Origin of the sequence: Afipia sp. P52-10, from assembly GCF_000516555.1 — a bacterium.
Lineage (GTDB): Bacteria > Pseudomonadota > Alphaproteobacteria > Rhizobiales > Xanthobacteraceae > P52-10.
Genome location: NZ_AZSJ01000007.1, coordinates 104,810 through 130,608, shown reverse-complemented (window position 1 = coordinate 130,608; position 25,799 = coordinate 104,810). Strand labels below are relative to the sequence as shown.

Here is a 25,799-nt window from a genome sequence, read left to right as displayed (position 1 = left end):
TGCGGATCAAGCCCTGTGTACAATTTTTCGGGGTTCGGACAGGCTTTCGGCGGCCGAGCCTAGAGAGCGACCTTTCTGCCGCGAATCCGCTCAGCGATTCGGATCAGGAACATCGCCGTGGGGCGAAGGATGAACAGGTCGGCGATCAGTGCCGCGACCATGGAGAAGGCGCTGAGCCAACCGAAGAGGCGCAGCGACGGCAGATCGGAGAACACCGTCACCACAAGCCCGCACGCAAGGACCACGGTGGTCAGGATCAGGGCGGGCCCGACCAGCACCGTCGCGCGTTCGACGGCGGCTTCCGCCGTGGTGTCCGGCGTGTTCTCGAGGCGCAACCGGTTGAGGAAGTGAATCGTCGCACTTAGTCCGAGGCCGAACGATACGATAAGCGCTACGACACTCGCAAACTGCAAACCTTCTCCGATCAACCAGAGAACCGTACCGGACAGGACCACGGGGAAAATTCCGGGAAGGATGCTGACGAGCATCACGACGAACGATCGGAAGGCGAGACCGATGAAAGCGGCGACCAGCAGGAACTCCACCGTCAAGGCGGCATTCAGCTTGCCGATCATGTCCGCACTGTTGCGCGCAGCGATAGCCGACAGGCCGGTAACGGCGATCTCATAGCCCGGATGCTCCTTGCGGATCGCTTCCAGCGCCGCATCCAGTTTCTCGACGACAGGGAGAATGTCGCTTGAGTCGAGGTCAGGGACGCGTCCGGACACCACCACCGCATCCATCTTCTCGGAGACGAACCGGCGAACCAGATAGGCGGGCAACAGATCGACATATTCCTTCAGCGTGGCGACGTCGGAGCGACCGACTTTCTCCGACAACCAGCGCCGCAGCGTCTCTACCGACCAGACATTGCCGACCCCCGCCTGCTTCTCGATCAGCGCATGCACCTCGGCGATCGTTTGGAGGGCATCAGGCGCATAGAGCGTGGTCCCTTGCGGAAACTCGATCAGGACATCAATTGGGTTGGCCCCGGTCAGCTTGGCATCCAGCCGCCCGCTGGCTTCGACAGCCTGTTTCTTGTCAGGGACCTGATCGGCAAGGCGGTAGCGCGGCTCAAGGTGAGCGTAGATCGTCATCAGACCGGCGACGACCAGCAAGGCGATCAGGCTCCAGAGTGCCGGCCTGCGGGTCATGCGCACCGCGATCCAGGCACAGAAGGCGCGCAGCGCGTTGACGCCCCAATCCGCGGCCTTGATCTTCTGCGCAAAGACCTGCTCGCGCCGGACCAGAAGCACGCCGAACAGCGGCACCAGCGAGAGCACCGCTACAAGAGCGATCACGGTCGCGGTCAAACCGGCCTCGCCGAAGGTTCGGATCAGCTCCGAGTTGGAGAACATCAGCGCAATGAACGACAAACCGGCCGTGCAGTGCGTGAGTACGCAGGCCGGGCCGACGACCAGGACGGCATTGCGGAACGCCGAATACTTGTCCTCGCCGGCGATCAGCCGATCACGCGCCGCGAATGTCAGCTGCATCGAGTCGGAAAAACTGATAACCATGATCAGCGGGGTCATCACGTTGAGGAACATGTTGAGGCTGAAATTGAACCAGCCGAGCGTACCGAGCGAAAGCAGGATGGCGAGGATCGGTGGGAACGCCGCAATAATCATGAAGGAGATGCGGCGGAAAAAGATGATAGCGATCAAACACCCCGCCAGCACGCCCGCGACATTATAGATAATGCCGTCCCGTGCGACTGCATTGCGGATCTCGAGCTGCATGATCGGCACGCCCGATAGCTGCCCGACCAGATCCGTCCCTTGCACCGTCGTATTTAAAAGCTGACGGATTTCGCCAACCACGTCGCCCAATTTGCTTGACGACACCACCGAAGGGTCGAGCGACAGAACGATCAGGGCAAGCGTACCGTCGTCCGAGAGCAGCTTGCCGCGCAGAATCTCGTTGCTTTTGACCGTCTCAATGAACTTATCATAGGCGGGCCCTTCCGGAAGCTTGTCCGGGAAGAGCGCCGCCGGCAGCCTGCCCGGCTCCGGCGCCTGCCGTGCGGAGAACAGCGAGATGATACCGCGCGTCCCATCGATCAACTGGAGATCGGTCACCAAGTCGCGCAGCCTCTCAAGCGAGTCGCGGGCCAGCAGCGACTTCCCCTCGACGACGACCAGGACGTCAAACTCGGTGGAGGGAAAACGCTTGGTTACCTCCTCGTACTGCCTGAACTCCTTGGTGTCGGAGCGAAAGAGCTGGCTCAAGGAATCGTCGATCTTGATCCGCTCGAGGCCGAATGCGGCGAGAACGCAGAGAAGCAGCAGCACCAGCACCGACAGGATCGGTGTCCGCATCGCGATCAGACCGAGCCGTTCGGCGCCAAAGGCAATGCTGGGCGGCTTGCGCGACGCTGTTTTGGCGTCCGCGGTATCCGTCGTCTGATCAAGCATTCCTGATCCGCTTCCGAGTAGGAGTCCGATTCGAACCGGGGACGGATCGGGTCCATGGCCCCGATTCCGCACCTGCACAGGAAAGCTCTAGCATGTTTTTTGGAACGCTCCAGCGATACTCCGGCCGGCGCCTGCCGCCCCGGTCGAAAAAGACAATTTCACATCTAGATACAATAAGTTGAGAGATGCGGCGAAATTGCGCGCGGCCACTATTCGGCCGCAACAGCCTCGCGCAGGCGCGTAGAGTAGTTCGATGCGTTCTGCTGTCCGCCGGAGGCCGCGCGCGAGAACATGATCAGATGGTGGGAGACGAGCGCCACAGCGATCAACCCTTCCAGGTCGCCACGGATCAGCCGGCCGACCGCGAACTTCCAGAACACGCTCTTGTAATCGCCGGCAAGCCCGACTTTGCCGACAATGCGCGCGAGGATCGTCATGCCGCGTTTGACCTGTCGCCAAGTCACCTTGCGGTCTCGCCAAGAGAGCTGAAGCCGGTTCGGGAACGTATGCTCCACCTGATGCTGGAAACGCCTGAACAGTTTCTCGGGCTGGTAGGCGCTCCGCATGCAATTCCGCCAACTCGTCACGACATGCTCGTACGGCAGGCGGAATTGCACGTTGGAATCGCGCTCTTCGTCTTCGACCAGGCGTCCTTCCCGCTTGAGCCGATCCCATAGTGGCGTCTTGGGCAACGCCTGTAGAAGGTTGATGGTCAACAGTGGAATTTGCGACTCCTCGATGAAGTGCAACAGGTGCTGCCCAGTTTCGGGCGTATCGGTGTCCAGCCCAAGGATGATCCCCGACACGACCTCCAGGCCGTAACCGTTCAAGGTCTTGATGGCGTCCATGATCGGCACCATCATGTTGTGGTCCTTGGAGATCGCCTTCAAGGCATCCGGGTTCGGCGTCTCGATGCCGCAGAATACCGTGATGAAATAGGCCTCGCGCATCAGTTCGAGGATTTCTGGACGCTTGGCGATGTTGAGCGTCGCCTCACAGGACAGACGGATCTGAAAGCCGGTCCGCTTCTGCCATTCGACCAGATGCGGCAGCAGTTCCAGCGCGGCCTTGCGGTTGCCAATGAAATTGTCGTCGACGAAATAGACCGAACCGGCGACACCGCATTCCAGCAGCTTGTCCAGTTCGGCAACAACCTGCTCCGGCGTCTTCAGCCGCGGGTTGCGGCCATACAGACCGGGAATGTCGCAGAATTCGCATTGATAGGGGCAGCCACTCGAATACTGAACACTGCCGAGGAAATACCGATCGATCTCCGCCAGTTCGTAGGCCGGGATCGGAAACTTGGCCATCTCGACCCGTTCTTTGGTCTTCAGCACCACCTGCTGCGGCGGCCTGCCGACATCGCGAGCCAAGCGGGCGATCAGATCATCGGTCGCGTCGCCCAATTCGCCGAGATGCAGGTAATCGAACGACGGGTAATAGTCCGGGCACGCGCTGACCGAGGGGCCGCCGAGAGCCACCGGACGATCGAATGCGTGCGCCCTGCGACAGATATCGTTCATCTGCTGCCGCTGGATATGCATGCCGCTGACGAAAACTGCGTCGGCCCACGCGAAATCTGCGTCCGTTGCCGGCCTCATGTTTTCGTCGACGAAACGGACCTGCCAGTCGGCCGGGATGTAGGCGGCGATTACCAGCAGCCCCTGCGGCGGCATGAACGCGCGTACGCCGTCCGTTAGCGGATAGGCATACTCAAACGTACCGAACGAGGAGGTGTAACGCGGGAATACGCAGAGAATCTTGCGCTGGCCAAAACTGCCGCCGCCTCTCATTCGCACTCCTTGATGCCTCATCCATCACACTCGCCATTGTGAACGCGCGCTTCGGTCACAGGTTCCAATCATCATCGAATGGATGAAGCATGCCTGCGCAAGACCACCCGCCGCAAGCCTGCAAGGTGCCCCGATTCCCTGCCAGTCTGTTGACGGAAAGCGGCAAAAAAGCGCCACCAGGACCGCCCGCGTTCTATTCTGGTATGACCCGCTCGCCGCGCGAGCGGATTTAACGGTTCGCTCCCGCTTTTTCTGACAGATACCACGGCAATTTGTCTTTGACGTAACGTCACGTCTATTCTCCGTGGAGAGGATCACGCTCAAGGACACCCCCATGACCCCGCTCGACCGGATCAAAAACTTTCCCCTGCCGTTTTCATCGCTGATGGGCATCACCTTCGTCGAAGCTGAGAAGGACCGTGTCGTTGCGACGTTGCTCGTGCGTGAAGATTTGTGCACTGCAGGCCATACGGTCCACGGGGGAGCGCTGATGGCGTTCGCCGACACTGTCGGCGCTGCAGCCACCGTCATCAACCTCCCAGAAGACGCAAAGGGCACGACCACTCTGGAGAGCAAGACCAATTTCGTCAGTGGTGCTCCAGCGGGAACGACCATTACCGCAACCGCCACGCCCATTCACCGTGGCCGCCGCACCCAGGTCTGGCAGACGCGAATCGAAACCGCCGAGAAGAAACTCGTCGCGCTGGTCACCCAAACGCAAATGGTCCTTTAGAGGACTGGTTGCGCCGCACACCGGCGGACGATCAGCGCCCACGCCGATCCGCCTCTGTTTCCGCAAGTCCGCCATGCAGCGGTCCGTTCCCATGGTATCGCATTGACACTGCTGCCGTTGCGGGGCGATGATTTGCGCAGCTTCACAAGGCAGGAATTCGGACGATGAATCATCCCCGACCGCTCGATCTGGCCCAACGCGATCTCGCCTACATCGTCCACCCGTATACGAACTTCAAGACCAACGAAGCCAACGGCCCTTTCATCATCGACCGCGGCGAAGGCATCTACGTCTACGATGCCGACGGCCGGCGTTATATCGAGGGGATGGCGGGCCTGTGGTCAACCTCGCTCGGCTTCTCTGAGCCGCGGCTCGCGGAAGCCGCCGCCAAGCAATTTGCTCGCCTGCCTTATTCGCAGATTTTCGGCGGACGTTCGCATGAACCGGGCATCCAGCTCGCCGAAGAGTTGGTGAAGATCACGCCCGACGGCTTGAATCATGTCCTGTTCGCCAACTCGGGTTCGGAGGCGAACGACGCGGCGTGCAAGATCGTCTGGTACTACAACAACCAGATCGGCCGGAAAGCGAAGAAGAAACTGGTTGGCCGCTACTTCGGCTATCACGGCATCACGGTCGCCTCCGGCAGCCTGACCGGGCTCGCGCCGGTGCATGCGGATTTCGACCTGCCACTTGACCGCATGGTCCATACCGATGCGCCGAGCTACTATCACTTCGCCAAGGGCGATGAGACCGTCGAACAATTCGTCGATCGCCTCGCCGGCAATCTCGAAGCGCTGATCCAGAAAGAAGGCGCCGAAAACATCGGTGCGTTCATCGCCGAACCGGTGATGGGCGCAGGTGGCGTCATCGTGCCACCGCCGGGCTACTTCAAGCGCATCCAGGAAATCTTGCGCAAGCACGACATCCTGTTCATCGTCGATGAGGTCATCACCGGCTTCGCCCGCACCGGCGAACTGTTCGCGTCCTATACCTACGACCTCAAGCCGGACATGATGACGATGGCCAAAGCCCTGTCATCGTCCTACCTGCCGATTTCAGCGCTGATGATGACCGACAAGATCTATCAGGCGATCTCCGACGGCAGCGCCAAGAACGGGGCATTCGCGCACGGAGTCACCTACGCCGCCCATCCCGTCTGCGCCGCTGTCGCATTGGAGACGCTGGCGATCTATAAGGAGCGCAACATCGTCGACCATGTGAAGAAGGTCGCACCGCGCCTGCAGTCGGGCTTACGGGAACTGCAAAATCATCCGCTGGTCGGAGAATCCCGTGGCGTCGGACTGATCGGCGCGGTCGAACTCACTCGCAGCAAGAAGGACAAGACCGCCTTCGACAGCAAGCTCGGCCTCGGTGCCTTCGTCCAGTCCCGCGCCGCTCACCATGGCGTCATCCTGCGCAATGTCCGTGACGCGATTGCGGTCTGCCCACCACTGATCATCACCGAGGACGAGATCGAGGAGTTGCTGCAGGGCCTGCATCGCGCACTTGACGACGGTCTCGATCACGCCCGCAAGAACGGCTGGGTCTGACCCAGCCTACATCGTGTTTGCCGGCGCGAGCGGTCTCCACAGATCCTCGCGCCAGCGCACTGCGATCAGCAGCGTAAATGACAGCCCGATTGCCGCATAAAGGGTTGCAGTCGGCATGAAGCCCATCAACTCGATCAGCGGCCCAGCCACCAACAGCCCGACCGGCAGGCTGTAGATCGCCATCATACGCACCCCCATGACCCGCCCGCGAAATCGCTCGCTTGCGGTTCGCATCAGAATGACGGCCAGCGCGATCATGCTGAGGCTCTGAGCAAAACCGGTCAGCATCAGGCAGGCGATCGCCGTCGGCAGCGATTGCGCCTGGGCGAACACCATCAGCATCGCGTACCAGGCGGCGGTGGCAATGATCATCACACGCGCCAGCTTTACCCCGCTTAGATGGCTCAGAACCATAGAGGCTGCCAACGCGCCCAACGCAAAGCTCGCGGAAAGATAGCCGAGGCCGGTCTGGTCGGTCTGATGCACCTCGCGCGCGATATAGGGCAGCAGATTGCTGGTGAAAGGATATGCCGTCAGGTTGACAAGAAATGCGATCCACATCGCGGCCTGCAGCCGCGGCGTGTTCCAGATATATGCGATCCCGTCCGACAGATCGCGCCAAGGGGACGAACTGGCGTAAGCGGCGCCGGCCTCGTCCGGCGAACGCGTCTCCGACGACGGCGAGATGCAGAGCGTCAGGATCGTGCTCGCCACGTAAAGGCTCGCGATAACGATATAAGCGGGCCCCATGCCGAGGGCGGCAAACATCCCCGCCCCGGTCAGCGCTCCGGCAATGCGCGCGGAATCCATCGTCGTCCGCGAGACGCTCATGGCGCTGACGAGATAGGCCGGAGGCATCGTGCTCGCTACCAGGGCACCGCGCACGCCGAGATCGGATGGCCGGATGGTCCCGAAGATTGCGGCAATGACGAAGACGTAAAGCGGATTGATCAGACCGGTCAGCGCCAGCGTCATCATCGTCGTCGCCAACAACGCGTAGGCCGCCCGCATGCCGGCCAGCAGGTTACGATGGCCGATCCGGTCGCCGAACACGCCGAACATCGGCGCGACCAGCGTACCGAGATACATCAGCGAGCCGAACAGGGTGAGCATGACGACGGAGCCGGTCTCGACCAGGATGTACCAGCCGAGAATCAGGAATTCCATCTCGAACGCCCACGACGTCAAAACATCGGCAGGCCACTGAAATCGGTAGCTGCGAATCCTGAATGGTGCGAGTGCGGAGGACCGCTCGGTCACGGTCAGACTGTCAGGCCGCGATGCATCGCGTGCCACCCCTCGTTGCGTTTGGCTTCGTTGTCGTTACGCTGTCGCGTTTCTTCCCTGCGTTCGTTCTAGCCCCCCAGAACAGTGGCAACCACCCCTATCGCCGCGTGACGCTTATAAGAGGCCGGCATAGCTGCGTAACAATCGGTAAGAATGCGAGAGCCGACGAGAGCATGGCCCACCCAAATCCCGTGATGGCGTGCGACACTACCCTCGCGCATCCTGCAGGATCATGTCGCTCGCCTTCTCGGCGATCATGACGATTGGTGCGTTGGTGTTGCCCGACACGAGATCCGGCATCACCGATCCGTCGATCACCCGCAACCGTTCGACGCCGCGCACACGCAATTGCTGGTCAACCACAGCAAGGGGATCGTTGCCCATGCGGCAGGTGGATGTCGGATGGTAGATGGTGCCTCCGCGCTGCCGGCAATACGTCAGCAAATCCGCATCGCTCATGATCGACGGTCCGGGTTCGACCTCCGCCTCGACGAACGGCTTCATCGCCGGCGCGTGAAGAATCTTACGCAGGATCTTCAAGCCCTCGACATTGGTGGTACGATCGGTCTCGGTCGCGAGATAGTTGATGCGGATTTCCGGCGGGATCGATGGATCGGCGCTCCTGATCTTCACGCTGCCCCGGCTCTCGGGGCGCAACTGGCAGATCGAGGCCGTAAACCCGGAGAATGTGTGCAGGTTCTCCCCCATCTTGTCGGTCGAGAACGGAATGAAGTGAACCTGCACGTCGGGCGTCGCAAGCCGCGGATGGGTCTTGAAGAAGGCCCCTGCATATCCGGCCGCGATCGTCAGCGGGCCCTTGCGGAACATCGCGTAGCGCATCACCATCCACGCACTGCGTCGCAAGCTCTTCACATCGTCGTTCAACGTGATTGGCCGCGAGCAACGCATCACCATTCGAACCTGCAAATGATCCTGTAAACTCGCCCCGACGCCTTGCGCATCATGAACGACGCCGATGCCGTACTGACGCAGTAGCTCACCGGGGCCGACGCCCGACAGTTGCAAGAGCTGCGGTGAATTGAACGCACCGCTGCAGATGAGCACCTCCCGCTCCGCCCGCGCCGACCGCAACACACCGTTCTGCCGCCAGACGACGCCGACGGCCCGCTTGCCTTCGAACAAGATGCGCTGCGCCCAGGCGTTCGTCTCGACCCTCAGGTTCGGCCGGATATGAGCCGACCGGAGATAGCTGCGCGCGGTGCTGCCGCGACGGCCATTGCGCGTGGTGGTCTGATAGTAGCCTGCCCCCTCCTGCGTCGCGCCGTTGAAATCCGGATTTGTCGGAATGCCGTTCTCGGCGGCGGCCTTGATGAAGGCTTCGCACAGCGGGTCCGACTGCCGCGGATCGGATACCGACAGCGGCCCGCCTGTGCCATGGAAATCGTCGGCACCGCGCTGCTGGTTCTCCGCCTTCTTGAAATAAGGCAGCACGTCATCGTAGCCCCAGCCGGTGTTGCCGAGCTGGCGCCAGCGATCGTAGTCGGCACGCTGACCGCGAATGTAGATCAGTCCGTTGATGGAGCTCGAGCCGCCCATCACCTTGCCGCGCGGCTGAAAGATCGAACGGCCTTCGAGCTCCGGCTCGGCCTCCGTCTGATACATCCAGTTGACATCGCTGTTCTTGAACAGCTTCGCATAGCCGATCGGGATATGGATCCAGATGTTGCGATCGCGCGGCCCGGCTTCGAGCAACAGCACCGAATGCTTGCCGCCCGCACTCAAGCGGCTCGCCAGCACGCATCCGGCCGAGCCCGCTCCGACCACGATGAAATCGAACTGCCCCGCGTCCCCCGTTCCCTGCCCCGCGGCCATTCGAAGTCCTCCTTGAGCTTCTTGTTCGTATTTGACCATGCCGCCCGTGCCCGATTAAAGCAATCGGGCACGCCCATGGGAGCACGTTCGCCGATGTCGTCCAATCCTTTGTTTCAGCCGTTCAGCTACAAATCTTTGACCCTCGCCAATCGCGTCGTGATGGCGCCCATGACCCGCTCCCGCAGCCCGAACGGCACGCCGGGTGAAGACGTCGCCGCCTATTATCGGCGCCGCGCAGAAGGCGGCGTCGGCCTGATCGTCACCGAAGGCACCACGATCGATCGCGCCGGCGCATCGGGCGATCCGAAGATTCCGAATTTCTATCAGCCTGCTAGCCTCGAAGGCTGGAAACGCGTCGTGAAGGAGGTCCACGCCGCAGGCGGCAAGATCGCGCCGCAGCTTTGGCATCAGGGCATGGTGCGTCGCCCCGGCACGGGCCCGCACCCCGAGGGCAAATCCGACGGTCCGTCCGGCTTGTCCGGGACGGGCAAACTCGTCGGTGAACCGATGACCGAGGAAGACATCGCCGACACCATCGAAGCCTTCGCCAAGGCCGCGGCGGCCGCCAAGGACATCGGCTTCGACTGCGTCGAACTGCATGGCGCCCACGGCTATTTGATCGATCAGTTCTTCTGGGAAGGCTCGAACAAACGCAACGACGCTTGGGGCGGAGACCTCGTCAAGCGCACGCGTTTCGCCGCCGAGATCGTCAAGGCGGTGCGCGAGCGCGTCGGGCCGGACTACGTGATCATCCAGCGCTTCTCCCAGTGGAAGCAGCAGGACTACGCGGCAAAGCTCGCCCTGACGCCGGATGAATTGGCAACATTCCTGGAGCCGCTCGTCGATGCCGGTGTCGATATCTTCCATGCGTCCACCCGGCGCTTCTGGGAGCCCGAGTTCGCAGGCTCCGACCTGAACCTGGCCGGCTGGACCAAGAAGCTCACGGGATTGCCCGCTATCACCGTCGGCTCGGTTGGGTTGAAAGGCGTCGACTTCGTTCACTCGCTGCGCAATCCGGACATATCCGAGGTGAGTGAGTTGGGCGAACTGGAGGCGCGCCTCTCCAAGGGCGAGTTCGATCTGGTCGCGGTGGGGCGCGCGCTGATCAGCGATCCGCACTGGACCGCCAAAGTGCGCGACGGACGCACCCAGGAACTGCAGCCGTTCTCGCCCGCAGCGCTGAAGGAATTCGCCTGACCCAGAACTATACCGTCACCCGCCCGCAATCCGCCGGCAATGGTCAAGCGCAGCGGCAATCAGATTGTCGCTCGCTTCCGGCGTACGGAAGGCCGAATGCGCGGAGAGCGTGACGTTCGGCATCGTCTTCAGAACATGATCGTCGGGCAGCGGCTCGACCATGAAAACGTCCAATCCGGCATGGCGCAAGTGACCTGATCTCAACGCGTCGATCATCGCTTCCTCATCCACCAGCCCTGCCCGCGCCGTGTTGATGAGGATGGCGCCCGGCCTCATCGCCGCGATCCTGTCGCGTGACAGGAATCCGCGCGTCTCATCGTTCAGCAACAGGTGCATCGATACGACGTCGCTTTCCCGTAAGAGCGTCTCGATATCGACGAAGCTTACTCCGGCTTGCGCCTTTGGCGTCCGGTTCCAGGCCAGCACACGCATGCCGGTGCCGCCAGCCATCCGCGCAACCTCGGCACCGATACCGCCAACGCCGATCAACCCGATCGTCTTGCCCGTGAGCTGCATACCCTCGGTTCGCAGCCAAATCCCGTTGCGCATCTCGCGATCCATCCGGGCGATGCCGCGCGCGGCCTCCCACATCAGCGCGATCGTGCTCTCCGCAACAGCCGTATCGCCGTAGCCCTTGATGATGTGTACGGCGATTCCCAATCCGGCGAGTTCCTCCGGATTCATATAGCTGCGCGCACCCGTACCCAGGAACACGACATCCGTCAGCCCCTTGCAGCGCTTGGCCACCTCGGTCGGCAGATAGCTATGGTCGATGATGGCAATGGACGCATCGCCGAGGATGTCCGGGATCGCATTGGACGACAGGTCCGGATCAGGGTGGACATGAACTGGCGGATCGCCAGACTTGGCGAGACGTTTGAAGATGTCGGCCGATACCGGATCGCCGTCGACAAACACCGCGCGCATTGCAAGCTCTCCCGCAGCCGACAGTCCATCCATAGGCTATCGTCTCTGCGACACAATTACGAGGGCGCAGCCGATCGATTGCCGAACCCGCCGGATCGCGGCAGACTATCGCCAAGACGAAAAGCCGCAACGAGGAAACCGCCATGAGCGAATACGAAACCATCGTCTATCAACATCCCGCGCCCGGCGTCGCCCGAATCGTCATGAACCGGCCGGACGCGCGGAACGCCCAGAACCTGCAGATGACCTACGATCTCAACGCCGCGTTCGATCGTGCGGTGCAGGATGATGCGATCAAGGTGATCGTATTGGCGGGCGCCGATCCGCATTTCTCCGCCGGTCACGACCTGCGCGCGACCGGCAAGACGAAGGCCGGGATCGACTTTCCCGCAGTGAACTGGTGGGGCGGCTTCAACGAGCCCAATGCCCACGGCCGGTTCGCGCGCGAACAGGAGATCTATCTGCAAATCACCCGCCGCTGGCGCAATCTCGCCAAGCCCACCATCGCCGAGGTGCAAGGCCGCTGCATCGCCGGCGGTCTCATGCTCGCATGGGCCTGCGACCTGATCGTCGCCAGCGACGACGCCGAGTTCTGCGATCCCGTCGTCGCCATGGGCGTCTGCGGCGTCGAATGGTTCGTCCATCCGTTCGAACTCGGCCCTCGCAAGGCCAAGGAGTTGCTGTTCACCGCCGATCGTTGGACCGCACAGGAGGCGCATCGCCTTGGCATGGTCAACCATGTCGTTCCGCGCCACCAGCTCTCGAATTTCGTGCTCGATCTCGCATCACGGATCACATCCAAGCCGTCGTTCGCGCTCAAGATGACAAAGGAAGCGGTCAACCGCGCGATGGATGCGACCGGCCAGCAAACCGCGATCGATCAGGCGTTCGCGCTGCATCAGCTCTGCCATGCCCACAATCTGCAAGAGTTCGGCATGGTCGTCGATCCCGGAGGACTGCATCCGTCGGTCAGGAAAACCGCCGCGGAATAAGCACGCCGAAACTCCGCCTATCCGCGATCGCGATGGCTGCGATCGCAAGCCGCGGTGAAACCCGTTTCGTGCAGCGGACTGGAAATACAGTTGACAGTGAACGCGGTTATCGCGAACCTTCCGCGTAAGGTTGCGCGGTTTCCGCTTCGCTCGACACCGCCGATAACCAGCCAGTCCGGGCAAAAATCCCAACAATCGGACGGCACCGCAGGGTCACGGAGGATCGCACAATGAAGTTCGGCATCTTTTACGAGCTGCAACTGCCTCGTCCCTGGACTGCGGATAGCGAATACCAGCTCTTCCAGGATGCGCTAAGCCAGTTCGAGCTTGCCGACAAGCTGGGCTACGACCACGCCTGGGTGGTGGAACATCACTTCCTGGAAGAATACTCGCACTCCTCCGCTCCGGAAGTGTTTCTCGGCGCCGCGAGCCAGCGCACCAAGAACATCCGGCTCGGCCACGGCGTCATTCAGATCACGACCAATCAGCCGCAGCGCGTCGCGGAGAAAGTCTCGACCCTCGACCTTCTGTCCGGCGGGCGCGTCGAGCTCGGTATGGGTGAAGCAACCGGCCCCGCCGAGTTGCATCCGTTCGGCACCCGCGTCCGCGACAAGCGCGAGCGCTGGGAGGAAGCGGTGCGCGCGATCCTGCCGATGTTCACCAAGGAAGACTGGGAATTCCACGGCCAGTTCCACGATTTCCCGGCTCGCAACGTGATTCCGAAGTCGCGTCAGAAGCCGCACCCGCCGCTATGGGTCGCCTGCTCGAACATCCAGACGATCGCGAAGGCAGGCGAATGGGGTATGGGCGCACTTGGCTTCTCGTTCGTCTCGCCGGAAGCCGCACGGGCTTGGGTGCACCGCTATTACAACAACTTCCTGCACAATCGGAATCGTCTCACCGAATACAAGGACAACCCCAACATCGCGGTGGTGTCCGGATTCATGTGCGCGCCGACCGACGAGGAAGCGCGCGAACTCGCCGCCGGGTGGACGTTCTTCATTTTCGCGTTGCAGTACTATGGCCGCGCGGGCGTCGATGCACCGGGCAAGAGCGACCTCTGGAGCGCCTATCAGGATTGGCGCAAGACCGAGAAGGCGCAAGCTGCTCTGAATGCGGGTCTGATCGGTTCGCCCGAGACGCTCCGCAAGAAACTGCATCAGTTCGCCGATTCCCACGTCGATCAGGTCATCCTGCTCAATCAGGCCGGGAAGACCACGCACAAGGCGATCTGCGACAGCCTCGAACTCTTTGCCAAGGAGGTGATGCCAGAGTTTCACGCGCTGGAGCCCTCCCATGCGAAGTGGAAGGAGGACGTACTCTCCGGACGAACTGTACTGGAGAACCTCGCCACCGACGGCTACGACATCTATGCGCACCAGAATCCAGGCGAGGAACGCATCTCGCCGGAAGCTCTGAAGAAGCGGATGGAAGAAAAAGAAAAAGCGAAGGCCGCCGCAAAATAATGTGCGGCCGTAAAACGCCCAAGGAAACACTTCATGCCTATCGTTCAAGCCGATCGCCTGACCCACATCGGCGCAGCACTGTTGCGCGCGGCCGGCGCCTCAAAGGATGAGGCCGACGCCGTCGCCGTTGGCTGCATCAACGCCAATCTCGCCGGCCACGACTCCCACGGCATCATCGCCATCCCGACCTACATCGACCGCATCAAGGTCGGGCATATCGTCCCCGGCGAAAAATGGACCATCGTGCAGGAGTCGCCAGCCACCACTGTCATCGACGGACATTGGGGATTTGGCTTCTACGTCAACGCCAAGGCGATGCAACTCACCATCGAGAAAGCGAAGAAGACAAACGTCGCCGCATGCACCGTGTTTCGCCAGAGCCATGTCGGCCGCCTCGCGGCCTATCCCTTGATGGCGGCGAAAGCGGGGATGATCGGCATCGCGACAGCCGATTCGGGACGATCGACCAAGGTCGTGGCCCCCTTCGGCGGACGCGAGGCGCGCCTCGGCACCAACCCGATCTCGATCGCCGTGCCTTCGGACCTCGATGGCCCGATCTATCTCGACATGGCGACGTCTGCGGTTGCGGCCGGCAAGGTCGCGCTTGCGGCGGCGCGCGGCGAGGACATTCCGAAGGGCTGGGTGGTCGGCAAAGACGGCAAGCTGACGACCGACCCGAAGCAGCTCCGCCAGGGCGGCGCCCTGCTGCCGCTCGGCGGCACCGAAGGCTACAAGGGGTCCGGGCTCGCGGCCATGGTCGAGATCCTGTGCGGCCTGTTGACCGGCCTCGGCTTCGGTGTCGAGCCGACCGGCCGGCATAACGACGGTACGTTCATGGCGGTTTTCAACGTCGAGGCGTTCCGCCCGCTGAAGGATTTCAAGAAGGAAGTCGCCGAGTTCGCTCGCTACCTCAACGCGACGCCGCCGTCCGAAGGTTCCACCGGCGTTCTCTATCCCGGCGAGATCGAACATCGCACCGAGCAGGAACGCCGCAAATCAGGCATCGGGGTCGAAGACGATACCTGGAACAAACTCCGCAAACTCGCGGCCGACTACAACCTGGCTGCAGAGCTCGACTTGAAATAGGCGCAGCGTAAACAACAACAGCAACAAGCAAGAACAACCATCAAGGGAGGGGAAGCATGACGCGACAGATGGTGATGGTCGGCTTCCTCCAGGCGCAGAACTGCACCAACCTGCCCTCCTCCTGGCGGCATCCGCTGTCTCGCGACGACTCCATGTCGGCGGATTACTACCAGGAGATCGCCCGCATTCTCGAAGCCGGCAAATTTCATATCGCGTTCTTCGATGACCGGCTGGCGATGCCCGATCGCTTCGGCAACGATCACGCACATACGGTCGAATACGGCATCCGCTGCGTGAAAATGGACCCGATCGTCGTCCTGACCACGATGGGCATGGTCACGACCAAACTCGGCCTCGCCTCCACCTGCTCAACCACCTACTTCGAGCCCTTCGATGTCGCGCGCCGCTTTGCGACCCTCGACCTGATGACCAATGGCCGCGTTGGTTGGAATGTCGTCACCTCCGTCAATGACGGCGAAGCGCAGAACATGGGTCGTGACGAGCACATGGAGCACGACCTGCGCTACGATCGCGCCGACGAATTCATGGAGGTCGTGCTCGGCCATTGGGACGCATGGGACGACGGCGCCCTCATCATCGACAAGAAAACCGGCCGCTTTGCCGATCCGGCAAAGGTCAAACGCCTCGACTACAACGGAAAGTTCTTCAAGTCGCGCGGCCCGTTCACGGTCCCGCGCTCGGCGCAAGGCCATCCCGTCATCATCCAGGCAGGAGCCAGCGGCCGGGGCCAGCGTTTCGCCGGCCGCTGGGGCGAAGTGATCTTCGCTGCCGGCCGCAACACCGATATCGCCAAGGAAGGCTATGACGCCGTTAAAGGTGAAGCCGCCCGTCTCGGCCGCAATCCGGACCACATCTTCATCTGCAACATGCTGCTGACGGTGGCCGGGGCGACCAAGGCTGAGGCCGAAGACAAGATGGCGCTGATCTCGAAACTGCCCACCGAGATGGACGCGCTGTCGCTGCTCGCCGAAGGGCTCAACTTCGATTTCGCCGCAAAGCCGCTCGACGAGCCGCTGACCGACGAAGAACTGGCCAGCATGTCGGGTATCATCGGCATCCGCGATGGTGTCATCCGCAAGAGCGGCATCAAGAATCCGTCCGCGCGGGATTTCGTCGTCCATAGCGGCCGCGGTCAGGTCGAAGGCGCCGTCGTCGGCGGACCCAAGGAAATCGCAGACTACATGGAGGAGATGTTCGTCTCCCGCGGATGCGATGGCTTTGTCGTAGCCGCCACCTACGTTCCCGGCGCCTACGGTGACTTCGTCAAGCATGTGGTGCCGGAGCTGCAACGGCGCGGACTTTATCACAAGGACTACGCTGGCGTGACCCTGCGTGAGAATCTCGGCCTGCCGGTGCCGCCGGTGGGATCATGGAAGTTGCAGCCGAAGCAGGCTGCCGAATAGGACTTGAACGATGCGTTTTGCGAAGATGACTGCGAAGGGCAAGACCAGCTGGGCGCTGATCGAAGGCGACCGGGCGATCGAGATCTCCGGCGAGCCTTTCGGCGAATGGCAAAAGACGGCGACAAAGCACGATCTCGCCGATGTGAAGATCGAAATCCCGCTGATCCCACGCACGTTCTATTGCGCCGGCCTCAACTACGTGAAGCATCTGACCGAAGCCGCGAACCGTCGCGGCGAAGTGCCGAACGTGCCGGATCGCGCCGAAATCGGCTATCGCGCCCAGAACGCGTTAATCGCCCACGACGAGGACGTGATTATTCCCGCCGACGCCACCGGTAAGGTGCATTACGAGGGCGAGCTGGTCGCCGTCATCGGCAAGAAGGCGAAGCACCTGAGCGAAGCCGACGCGATGTCGTGCGTGTTCGGCTACACGATCGGCAACGACGTCAGCGAACGCACCTGGCAGAAGGCCGATCGCGGGCTCTGGCGCGCCAAGAACGCCGACACCTTCAAGCCGATGGGCCCATGGATCGAAACCGACGTCGATCTCGACGCGATGGAAACGACCGTCCGTCTGAACGGGAAAGTCAGCAACCATTTTAAGACCAACGACATGGTCTTTAGCATTCCGCAGTTCATCGCCGAGATGACGAAATACTTCACGCTGTGGCCCGGCGACGTAATCTGGATGGGGACCGACGGCTCGTCACCGGATTTGAAGGCGGGCGACGTCGTCGAGATCGACATCACTGGGATCGGCACCTTACGGAATAAGTTCGTCGCCGAAACACGATGAGCCTTTGAAGCACGATACGAAACACAGGACGGCCTCGTCCGCGGCAAGCCGGCAGGTGAACGGGTTTCATCGTCAAAACTGGCGGGAGGCTCTGTCGCGATGAGCGCATCGGCACAACAGCCTCCTCTCGGCAAAGACACATCGCGCGCGATGAGCGTCGCGGCCCTCTGCCTTGGAACGCTCGCCGTACAATTCGATTCGGCCGTCAATGTCGCCTTTCCCGATCTCGTGCATGCATTCGCCCTGCCGATCGCCGATATCCAATGGATCGTCATCGCCTACACGCTCACCTATGCCGCGCTGATGCTGGTGTTCGGAAGAACCGGCGACATCTTCGGACATCGGCTCGTATTCCTGCTCGGAGCGGCAGGCAGCGCCCTCGCCTTCGCACTCTGCATGCTGTCCACGAGCTACGGTACCCTACTTGCGGCGCGTGTGTTGCAGGGCGTTGGCGCCGCGCTTGTCCTGAGCTGCGGCCCCGCACTGCTCACCGGCCTTTATAGCGAGACGCATCGGCCTCGCCTACTGGGCCTCTACACGCTCCTGATCGGCCTCGGTGGTGCCGCAGGCCCGATCGTCGGCGGACTGCTGGTTGAGCGCTGGGGCTGGCCCGCGGTCTTCGCGTTTCGATTGCCCTTTGCACTGGCCGCTCTCGTTGCGGGCTTCGCTCTGCCCGCGGCACCGAGCAGCCCGTCGCGCGAGCGCTTTGATGCGGGCGGTGCGACGTTGCTTGTGCTGGCGATTTCGAGCGCTCTGCTGGGCCTCAACCAACTGCAGCCATCCGGCAACACGGCGATGGGCATCTTGCTGCTCGGGGTATCCGGATTGCTCTGCACAGCATTCGCTTGGCACGAGGCGCGCACCAAACAACCGGTGATCGACGTGACGCTGTTTCGTGATCCGGATTTCGCACTGCTCAATGTCGCCCATGCCCTTCTGAACCTGGCGGGCTTCGCTCTGCTTCTCCTTGCTCCGTTTTATCTGGTTGCGATCGGTGGCCTCGCTGCGTCCGCCGCCGGCATGGTGCTGTCCGCCTCACCCGTCGGTGTCATCGTGGCCGCACCGCTCGCCAACCGCCTCGCATCGAGCCTCCATCCGCGCCGGATGGCCCTGTTGGGAGCTCTCCTGTCGGCCTGCAGCCTCACCGTCATCAGCATGCTGGGCAGCCCCTCGGTGCATGCGCTCGGCCTTCAGGCGACCCTTCCTGTCCTCATCCTCGCGGCATTCGCCCAAGGGCTGGGTGTAGGCCTGTTCCAGGTCGCCTATTTCGATATTGCGACTGCCAGCCTGCCGAAGCAGAACCGCGGCGTCGCGGGCAGCCTGGTCCTGATGACGCGCACGCTCGGCCTCGTGATCGGAGCAAATCTCCTGATGCTTGCTTTCAGTGCCTTCAGTGGCATCGCGAATGGCGACCCCGACGATACACCGGCTCTGCTCCTCGGCTTCAAGGGCGCCTTCACCCTTGCCGCCCTGATCTCTTTCACCGTGGTCGCACTGGCCCTGCTGCGCGGCTGGATGCGCACGGTCCGTCCGGACCGTGCCGCCGCTTAGTTCGCCATCGCGAGCGGTGGCGCATCGCTGGAACGCCTCCCTGTTTCAACCGCCTTTCTTCCCTGCTAAACCGCCGGCCATGAGCTATAAGGTCGCTGCCCTCTATCAATTCCTGCCCCTGCCCGATTTCCGCGATCTGCGCGAGCCGCTGAGAGCCCGCTGCGATGCGTTGGGTATCAAGGGAACGATCCTACTCGCCGGAGAAGGCATCAATGGCACGGTCGCAGGTCCCTCCGACGCCATCGATCGCCTGATCGACGAGCTGCGGAACGGACCGTTTTTCGGGCGCCGCCTCGACAACTTGGAATTGAAGTTCTCCGGCGCGGCTGCAATGCCGTTCGGGCGGATGAAGGTCAGGCTAAAGAAGGAAATCGTCACGCTCGGCGATCCGGCGACCGACCCGAACGCACGCGTCGGCACGTATGTCGATCCAGCCGCGTGGAATGCGTTGATCGAGGACCGCGAGACCCTGGTGATCGACACGCGCAATGCGTTCGAAGTGGAAATGGGCACATTCGAGCGCGCCGTGGACCCGAAGCTGACCCGTTTCAGCCAGTTTCGCGATTTCGTCAAGCGAGAGCTCGACCCGGCCAAGCACCGCAAAATCGCAATGTTCTGCACCGGCGGCATCCGCTGCGAAAAAGCGAGCTCCTATCTGCTCGCACGCGGGTTCGGCGAGGTCTATCACCTCAAGGGCGGCATTTTGAAGTACCTTGAGCTGGTCCCCAAATCGCAAAGCCGCTGGAAGGGCGACTGCTTCGTCTTCGATGAGCGGGTGGCGCTGGGGCATGGACTGTCGGAACGGCCGAGCGGCTCTTCGCAAGCGTCCGAGACCGGTGCGACCTGTGCGGGTGAAACCTCTCTCCGGTCAGCTTCTGCCGCCGAAGATGTCGCAAGGGGGTAGACCCGGAGCGCTGACGGCTCTATATGAGGCGCCGGACCTCGTGATTTCGCGGAATCAGCAGCCCTTAGAGGGTTGTTGTTTCAGGGAAATTTCCCTGAATGACGCGAGCCCGGTGGGGAATCGTCTAATGGTAGGACTGCAGACTCTGACTCTGCCTGTCTAGGTTCGAATCCTAGTTCCCCAGCCAGCCCTCCTGTCCCGCTCTTCGCCCCTCGAGCAGACGAAGGGTCAGGCCCTGCGAACCTACATCTGCGCCAGCACCATCAGTGGCGCACCATTGACGCCGATCAATGTCAGCTTGCGGCGGGCGCTATCGATCCGCCAGGCGCGGACATCGCGCAACGCCAGGAGGAACCTCTGCTCCTGTCTCATCACGGCCGGGCTGCACGCCATCTTGGTGGAGGCAATCGCGCCGAATGCAATCGCATCGCCATTGATCGTTGCCTTGCCGCGGATACGATTGCAACCACCGGTCCCCGATACCGTGCCGTCGGGAGCGATCGTCAGGATCGTCTGAAGGCGATCGATCACGCCACCACCCCGGATATCCTCGGCAAGCCACTGTCCAGACGGCGTGGAAAGCGCCGCCGCCTGCGGTGGCGCTGGCGCCGTGGCGGCGACCGGCTCGACCCGTATATCGGTGTTGTTGGCCCCTCCCGCAAACACCGCGTGACGCACGGTATTGATAAACAACAGCTGGTCGCCATCGGTGATGCGCGCCCGCAAGGCATAACTGCGCCGCGACAGAATCCGCGCGCGGTCGAAGCGCAGCGAGTAGCGGATCACAGTCCGTGCTCCGACCGGGATGCGGGTCTCGGCAATGGTTCGCGCCGGTGCGTCGGCCAGTGACACGTCGAGAAGCTTGACCTCGACCACAGCGCTCGGCGGCAACGCGAGCCGCTCGCGATAGGAGACGGTTCCGCGCAGGGTCATGGTCGCGGCATCAGCGGCGTTCGCAGGGATCAAAACCAACCCGCCCAGCACGGCCATAAGCCCACGCCTGGAAACATTCGTGATGTCAGCCATAAATCGTCGATTCCGTCTCGTCATTACATCCCGTCTCGCAGCTATGCACCACAAGGGGCTGCCATCAAGCACATTGAGACGCCCCTCGATGCCGACCAGCCCGCCGGACCGTCCCCCTACCGGCGGAGATCCTTTGCAAAGCGCGATGCCCATTGATGCAACAGCGTGGTCCCACGGCGACACGCCGATATCTTGCTTCTGCATCCACGCGCCCCGACATCGAGGTTAGGACGGCGCTAACCAACCGCTCAGACCTGTTACCGATCTTTAAAAAGTATCAAGACATTCCAGGAAATCGTGCGCATCTTGTAAAGCAAATGGAGGCGTTGATGTTCGCCGCATTGTGCATTGGCGTTGCTCTGGTCGCCCTCAGCCTGTGCTCGCTCGTCCACTCATGCGATGCCCCACGCTCGCACTTCTCGCGCCACTGACATAGCGCATTAGCCATTCATTAACCATGTTCTGGAACCACCCTTATAGGGCATGGTGGTGGAAACATGGCTATGCAGAGTGGCCAAGATTCATTGAAGCTCTTCTCGCTTCCCATTGTCTCGCTTCCCATTGTGATGGCTTGCTTTCTTCTCGTCGCTTCGCAGATTGGTGGCTTCGTCCTCCGGAGTGGGGCTTCCAGTGTGGAGGCCTTTGGGCCGCCATCGAGCTCTGTAATTAAGGTACCCGCCTGATCCGCAACGGGAACCGGCTGACCCGACCGGTCAACACAGGTACCCAAAAACTGGCGAGTATCCGCGGTTTAACAGTTTGTGCAGCAAGGACTGCGCATAGTTCAGGCGTAGCCTAAGCCTCGAACCACTGCACCGTATGTTGACTTCGCCCCCGCCGCCATTTGGACAGGTCATATCCGTCAAAGGATCCCTGGCGCGAATTGGCATTCTCGCCTCTCAGCAGTTCGGCCCCGCCGAAGCGCGCGCGACCGTCGGCAGGTTCGTCTCGATACGCTGCAATTCGTCGAACGTTATCGCCATGATCACCGAGGTCTCGTGTGAAGGCCTGGCCGCATCCGATCGGGATCGATATGTCGCCACCGCATCGGTCGACCTGCTCGGCGAAATCACCGGCGGAGTTTCGGGATCGCGCTTCCAGCGCGGCGTGACGATCTATCCGGCGATCAACGACGCCGTGAATCCGATCAGCAATCAAGAGCTGCGAACGGTCTACGCCCCCGCCCACAAGGACGCGATCCATGTCGGCCACCTGCAGCAGGACCCCAGCGTCGGCGCCTATGTCGATATCGACGAGATGCTCAGCAAGCATTTCGCTGTGCTCGGTTCAACCGGCGTCGGAAAATCGAGTGGCGTGTCGCTGCTGTTGAACGAAATTCTGCAGACGAGGCCCAACCTCCGGCTGTTCCTGCTCGACGTTCACAACGAATATGGCCGCTGCTTCGGCGAACGCGCGCTGGTGCTTAACCCGCGCAATCTTAAGCTGCCGTTCTGGTTGTTCAACTTCGAGGAATTCGTCGACGTCATCTTCGGCGGACGCCCCGGTGTGCCGGAAGAACTCGAAGTTCTGTCCGAAGTGCTGCCCTACGCCAAGGCGATGTATACCCAATACCAGGCATCGGATCGCAACGGCCTCAGGCGGACCGACCCGAAGACCTCCGGTTACACGGTCGATACCCCGGTGCCTTATCGGCTGGTGGACCTGGTATCGCTGATCGACGAGCGCATGGGGAAGCTGGAAAATCGCTCCTCGCGGGTGGTCTACAGCAAGCTGCTCTCGCGCATTGAAGTGGTCCGCAACGATCCGCGCTACGCGTTCATGTTCGAGAACGCCAATGTCGGCGGCGACACGATGGCGGAGGTCATCAGCCATCTCTACCGCATGCCGGCCAATGGCCGGCCCATGACGGTGATGCAGCTCGCGGGATTTCCGGTCGAGGTGGTCGATTCCGTGGTGTCGGTGATCTGCCGCATGGCCTTCGATTTCGGCCTGTGGAGCGATGGGGCTTCGCCGCTGCTGTTCGTATGCGAAGAGGCGCACCGCTATGCCTCGGCCGACCGCAGCATCGGCTTCGGCCCGACGCGGAAGGCGATCTCGCGCATTGCCAAGGAAGGCCGCAAGTACGGCGTCTTTCTCGGCCTGGTGACGCAGCGGCCCGCGGAACTGGATGCGACCATCATTTCCCAATGCAGCACCCTGTTCACGATGCGGCTCGCCAACGATCGTGACCAGACGCTGCTGCGCTCGGCCGTCTCCGACGCAGCCGCCAATCTGCTGTCATTCGTGCCCTCGCTCGGCACGCGGGAAGTGCTGGCGTTTGGCGAAGGCGTCGCCTTGCCGACCCGGCTGCGGTTCAAGGAGTTGCCGCCCCACCAGCTACCGCGTAGCGAAGCGACCCTGCTCGCCAACGCATCCTCCCATTCTTCGCATGACACAGCCTTTGTCAGCTCGGTGCTGGCGCGCTGGCGCAGCGCCACGACCCACCGCGAACCATCAACAACCGACTCCGCCAACGCGGAGAGGCCGCTGCCGCGAACATCCGACTCGCCATTGCTGCAACCCTCTCTCGGGCTCGACCCGGACCGCTTCTCGCTCCTGAAAAAGCCGTTGCGCTGATCCGGCCGCGGTATCGCACCGTTCTCGTGTCGACTTTTCGCGACGCCCGCGATCCAATAGGTTAGTGCACCATCTGCAACGAGGATCGCAATGACCGCTCCCATCAGTCGATTTCCTGTTCCCTCCCTCACGTCGTTGCCGAGCGACATCCGCGAACGCATTGTCGCGGTTCAGGAAAAGTCCGGTTTTGTTCCTAACGTTTTTCTTGTGCTCGCGCAGCGGCCGGACGAATTCCGCGCGTTCTTCGCCTACCATGACGCGCTAATGGAGAAGGACAGCGGGTTGACCAAGGCCGAACGCGAGATGATCGTCGTCGCCACCAGCGCCGCCAATCAATGTCACTATTGCGTGGTCGCCCATGGTGCCATCCTCCGAATCCGGGCGAAGAACCCCCTGATCGCTGACCAGATCGCGATCAATTACCGCAAGGCGGATATTACCCCGCGGCAGAAGGCGATGCTCGATCTCGCGTTGAAGATCAGCAGTTCGGCGCAGACGGTGACCGACGACGATCTGGAAGAGGCTAGAAAGCACGGCTTCACTGACGACGACATCTGGGACATCACGGCGATTACCGCGTTCTTTGGTCTGTCGAACCGGATGGCGAACATCACCAACATGCGGCCGAACGATGAGTTCTACATGATGGGGCGCCTGTCAAAAGAAGCATGAACGGAGCGCCCCATGCCGGCAGCAGAAGGGCTGCCGGCGCGGCTGCCAAGGCCACGTTCCGGCGCAATCGAGCCATGCTTGCGCCACCTGTGCCGGATAACGACAGCGTGGTAGTGTATTCCCTCGAAGGTTCTCGTCATTGTTGCAATGCGTTCTGTTCTAGCGGAGCGCTTCTAAGTCGAGATAGGTTTGGCTGTTGGGCCCTGCCGGGACAGCGTCGATGACCAAGGAATCGAAGATCGCCGACGACGATCATGTCGTCATCAAGTTCCGCCCGCGAACGGCCGCCGAGACCGCGAAGCACCGCGCAGAGCCCACGGCTGCTCCGCCTCAAACCCAGCCCTCGGACCTTTCCCGCTATAAGCGGGCCAGCGAGCCAGACGATTACCGCCACCGCATGCGCATGAACATTGCCGCGGGTCTCTTCACCGTCGCGCTGATCGGCTTCGGTGTCTGGCTCGCCATGAGTATCGCCGACCTGCGACGGACCCAGGACTGCATTCTCTACGGACGGCGCGATTGCGCGGTGATTCCCCAGCCCACCGGCAAATAGGCCAGACGCCCAGCCTCTCGTCAGATTGCCCTCCTCACGACGCCTCCCCAAGGAGCGACAATAACCCTTGCGGGAGAAGACAGTAGGCCGGTCTAATGGAGCCCTGCGACCATTGAACTCGATGCGTCGCTCCGATATACGGGCAGACGACTCCCATGCAGGGCAAAGGCGCCGACCCGGGCTCGACCCCTTAGCACCTTCGCGACCCAAATCGCGGAACTATTGAAATAAATCAAAGGCTTACGATGTCGACCTTCGATCAAGTTGCCAACATTATCGCCGAGACCTGCGATATTCCGCGCGATACCATCAAGCCGGAAAGCCACGCCATCGATGATCTCGGCATCGACAGCCTCGACTTCCTGGATATCGCCTTCGCCATCGACAAGGCTTTCGGCATCAAGCTGCCGCTGGAAAAGTGGACGCAGGAGGTCAACGACGGCAAGGCCACGACGGAACAGTATTTCGTTCTCAGCAATCTCAGCGCGCGGATCGACGAGCTGGTCGCAGCCAAGGGCGCGTAAACCCGCGCCCGCATCATGAATCTCGAATATTTTCAGCTCATCGACCGGATCACGGCGATCGATCTCGCCCAACGGACGATTGCGGTCGAAGCCGACGTCCCTCAGACCGGAACGATCTTCGAGGGCCACTTTCCGGGACGTCCGCTGATGCCGGGCGTGCTGCTGATCGAAGCCATGGCCCAAACGTCGGGTTGGCTGCTGATCGCAATGATGAACATCCAGCGGATGCCATTCCTGGCGGCCGTGAAAGAAGCCAAGATGCGCAGCTTCGTGCCGCCCGGCGAGAAGCTCGCCATCACCGCACGGCTGGTCCACGAAGGCTCCGGCTTTGCGATGACCAGCGCGGAGATCTCGATTGGCGGCAAGAAGACCTGCAACGCCACGCTGACCTTCAGCCACGTTCCGTTTCCCAATGAGGAATTCCGCCAGCACATGATTGTGGTGGCAAAGCGCGTAGGTCTGCCGCACCTGTCCACCGCACACGATTGAGG

21 protein-coding genes and 1 tRNA gene are annotated in these 25,799 nt (G+C 61.7%); 16 read left to right on the top strand and 6 right to left on the bottom strand.

Annotation, left to right across the window (positions count from 1 at the left end; all coding sequences use genetic code 11):
* Positions 1-59: 59 nt before the first annotated feature.
* Positions 60-2,417, bottom strand: coding sequence for an RND family transporter (locus X566_RS17855; protein ID WP_034470085.1), 2,358 nt, complete (start codon positions 2,415-2,417; stop codon positions 60-62).
* A gap of 209 nt (positions 2,418-2,626) precedes the next feature.
* Complete coding sequence (locus X566_RS17850; protein WP_034470082.1) at positions 2,627-4,210, bottom strand: B12-binding domain-containing radical SAM protein; 1,584 nt, start codon at positions 4,208-4,210, stop codon at positions 2,627-2,629.
* Positions 4,211-4,544: 334 nt separating this feature from the next.
* On the opposite strand from X566_RS17850, the gene X566_RS17845 reads away from it, so the two are divergent.
* Positions 4,545-4,943 carry a PaaI family thioesterase gene (locus X566_RS17845; RefSeq protein WP_034470078.1) on the top strand — a complete coding sequence of 133 codons (399 nt, stop codon included), beginning with the start codon at positions 4,545-4,547 and terminating at the stop codon, positions 4,941-4,943.
* 164 nt (positions 4,944-5,107) lie between these two features.
* Positions 5,108-6,493 carry an aminotransferase gene (locus X566_RS17840; protein WP_034470076.1) on the top strand — a complete coding sequence of 462 codons (1,386 nt, stop codon included), beginning with the start codon at positions 5,108-5,110 and terminating at the stop codon, positions 6,491-6,493.
* 6 nt (positions 6,494-6,499) lie between these two features.
* On the opposite strand, the gene X566_RS17835 is transcribed toward X566_RS17840, so the two are convergent.
* A complete protein-coding gene (locus X566_RS17835) occupies positions 6,500-7,753 on the bottom strand; it encodes an MFS transporter (RefSeq protein ID WP_343213151.1) in 1,254 nt (417 codons plus the stop codon).
* Positions 7,754-7,987: 234 nt separating this feature from the next.
* Positions 7,988-9,613, bottom strand: coding sequence for a GMC family oxidoreductase (locus X566_RS17830; RefSeq protein ID WP_034470072.1), 1,626 nt, complete (start codon positions 9,611-9,613; stop codon positions 7,988-7,990).
* Positions 9,614-9,706: 93 nt separating this feature from the next.
* On the opposite strand from X566_RS17830, the gene X566_RS17825 reads away from it, so the two are divergent.
* On the top strand, positions 9,707-10,810 hold the full coding sequence (locus X566_RS17825; protein ID WP_034470070.1) for an NADH:flavin oxidoreductase: 1,104 nt from the start codon (positions 9,707-9,709) through the stop codon (positions 10,808-10,810).
* 15 nt (positions 10,811-10,825) lie between these two features.
* Here the strand turns inward: X566_RS17825 and X566_RS17820 are convergent, their stop codons facing one another.
* Positions 10,826-11,737 carry an NAD(P)-dependent oxidoreductase gene (locus X566_RS17820; protein ID WP_034472277.1) on the bottom strand — a complete coding sequence of 304 codons (912 nt, stop codon included), beginning with the start codon at positions 11,735-11,737 and terminating at the stop codon, positions 10,826-10,828.
* Between the two features lie 143 nt (positions 11,738-11,880).
* On the opposite strand from X566_RS17820, the gene X566_RS17815 reads away from it, so the two are divergent.
* The 8 genes from X566_RS17815 to X566_RS17780 all read left to right on the top strand — a co-directional run bounded on the left by X566_RS17815 (position 11,881) and on the right by X566_RS17780 (position 20,143).
* Complete coding sequence (locus X566_RS17815; protein WP_034470067.1) at positions 11,881-12,729, top strand: enoyl-CoA hydratase; 849 nt, start codon at positions 11,881-11,883, stop codon at positions 12,727-12,729.
* Positions 12,730-12,959: 230 nt separating this feature from the next.
* Entirely contained in the window at positions 12,960-14,195 is a 1,236-nt protein-coding gene (locus X566_RS17810; RefSeq protein WP_081740313.1) for an LLM class flavin-dependent oxidoreductase, read from the top strand.
* A 33-nt stretch (positions 14,196-14,228) separates the two neighbouring features.
* On the top strand, positions 14,229-15,281 hold the full coding sequence (locus X566_RS17805; protein WP_034470064.1) for an Ldh family oxidoreductase: 1,053 nt from the start codon (positions 14,229-14,231) through the stop codon (positions 15,279-15,281).
* Positions 15,282-15,337: 56 nt separating this feature from the next.
* A complete protein-coding gene (locus X566_RS17800) occupies positions 15,338-16,705 on the top strand; it encodes an LLM class flavin-dependent oxidoreductase (protein WP_034470062.1) in 1,368 nt (455 codons plus the stop codon).
* A gap of 10 nt (positions 16,706-16,715) precedes the next feature.
* Positions 16,716-17,501: a fumarylacetoacetate hydrolase family protein gene (locus X566_RS17795; protein WP_034470061.1), complete on the top strand. Its 786-nt coding sequence runs from the start codon at positions 16,716-16,718 to the stop codon at positions 17,499-17,501.
* A gap of 99 nt (positions 17,502-17,600) precedes the next feature.
* Entirely contained in the window at positions 17,601-19,052 is a 1,452-nt protein-coding gene (locus X566_RS17790) for an MFS transporter (RefSeq protein ID WP_081740312.1), read from the top strand.
* Positions 19,053-19,131: 79 nt separating this feature from the next.
* On the top strand, positions 19,132-19,956 hold the full coding sequence (locus X566_RS17785) for a rhodanese-related sulfurtransferase (RefSeq protein WP_081740311.1): 825 nt from the start codon (positions 19,132-19,134) through the stop codon (positions 19,954-19,956).
* A gap of 113 nt (positions 19,957-20,069) precedes the next feature.
* Positions 20,070-20,143, top strand: a tRNA-Gln gene (locus X566_RS17780).
* A gap of 56 nt (positions 20,144-20,199) precedes the next feature.
* Here the strand turns inward: X566_RS17780 and X566_RS17775 are convergent.
* Entirely contained in the window at positions 20,200-20,889 is a 690-nt protein-coding gene (locus X566_RS17775) for an META domain-containing protein (protein WP_160170494.1), read from the bottom strand.
* 912 nt (positions 20,890-21,801) lie between these two features.
* Between X566_RS17775 and X566_RS17770 the strand changes: the two genes are divergently transcribed.
* The 5 genes from X566_RS17770 to X566_RS17750 all read left to right on the top strand — a co-directional run bounded on the left by X566_RS17770 (position 21,802) and on the right by X566_RS17750 (position 25,797).
* A complete protein-coding gene (locus tag X566_RS17770) occupies positions 21,802-23,559 on the top strand; it encodes an ATP-binding protein (protein WP_034470052.1) in 1,758 nt (585 codons plus the stop codon).
* Positions 23,560-23,649: 90 nt separating this feature from the next.
* A complete protein-coding gene (locus tag X566_RS17765; protein WP_034470049.1) occupies positions 23,650-24,231 on the top strand; it encodes a peroxidase-related enzyme in 582 nt (193 codons plus the stop codon).
* 220 nt (positions 24,232-24,451) lie between these two features.
* Positions 24,452-24,784, top strand: coding sequence for a hypothetical protein (locus X566_RS17760; protein ID WP_034470046.1), 333 nt, complete (start codon positions 24,452-24,454; stop codon positions 24,782-24,784).
* 245 nt (positions 24,785-25,029) lie between these two features.
* Positions 25,030-25,308 (top strand): acyl carrier protein, encoded by a 279-nt coding sequence (locus tag X566_RS17755; protein WP_034470043.1) that lies wholly within the window; start codon positions 25,030-25,032, stop codon positions 25,306-25,308.
* 15 nt (positions 25,309-25,323) lie between these two features.
* Positions 25,324-25,797 carry a 3-hydroxyacyl-ACP dehydratase FabZ family protein gene (locus X566_RS17750; RefSeq protein WP_034470040.1) on the top strand — a complete coding sequence of 158 codons (474 nt, stop codon included), beginning with the start codon at positions 25,324-25,326 and terminating at the stop codon, positions 25,795-25,797.
* Positions 25,798-25,799 lie beyond the last annotated feature (2 nt).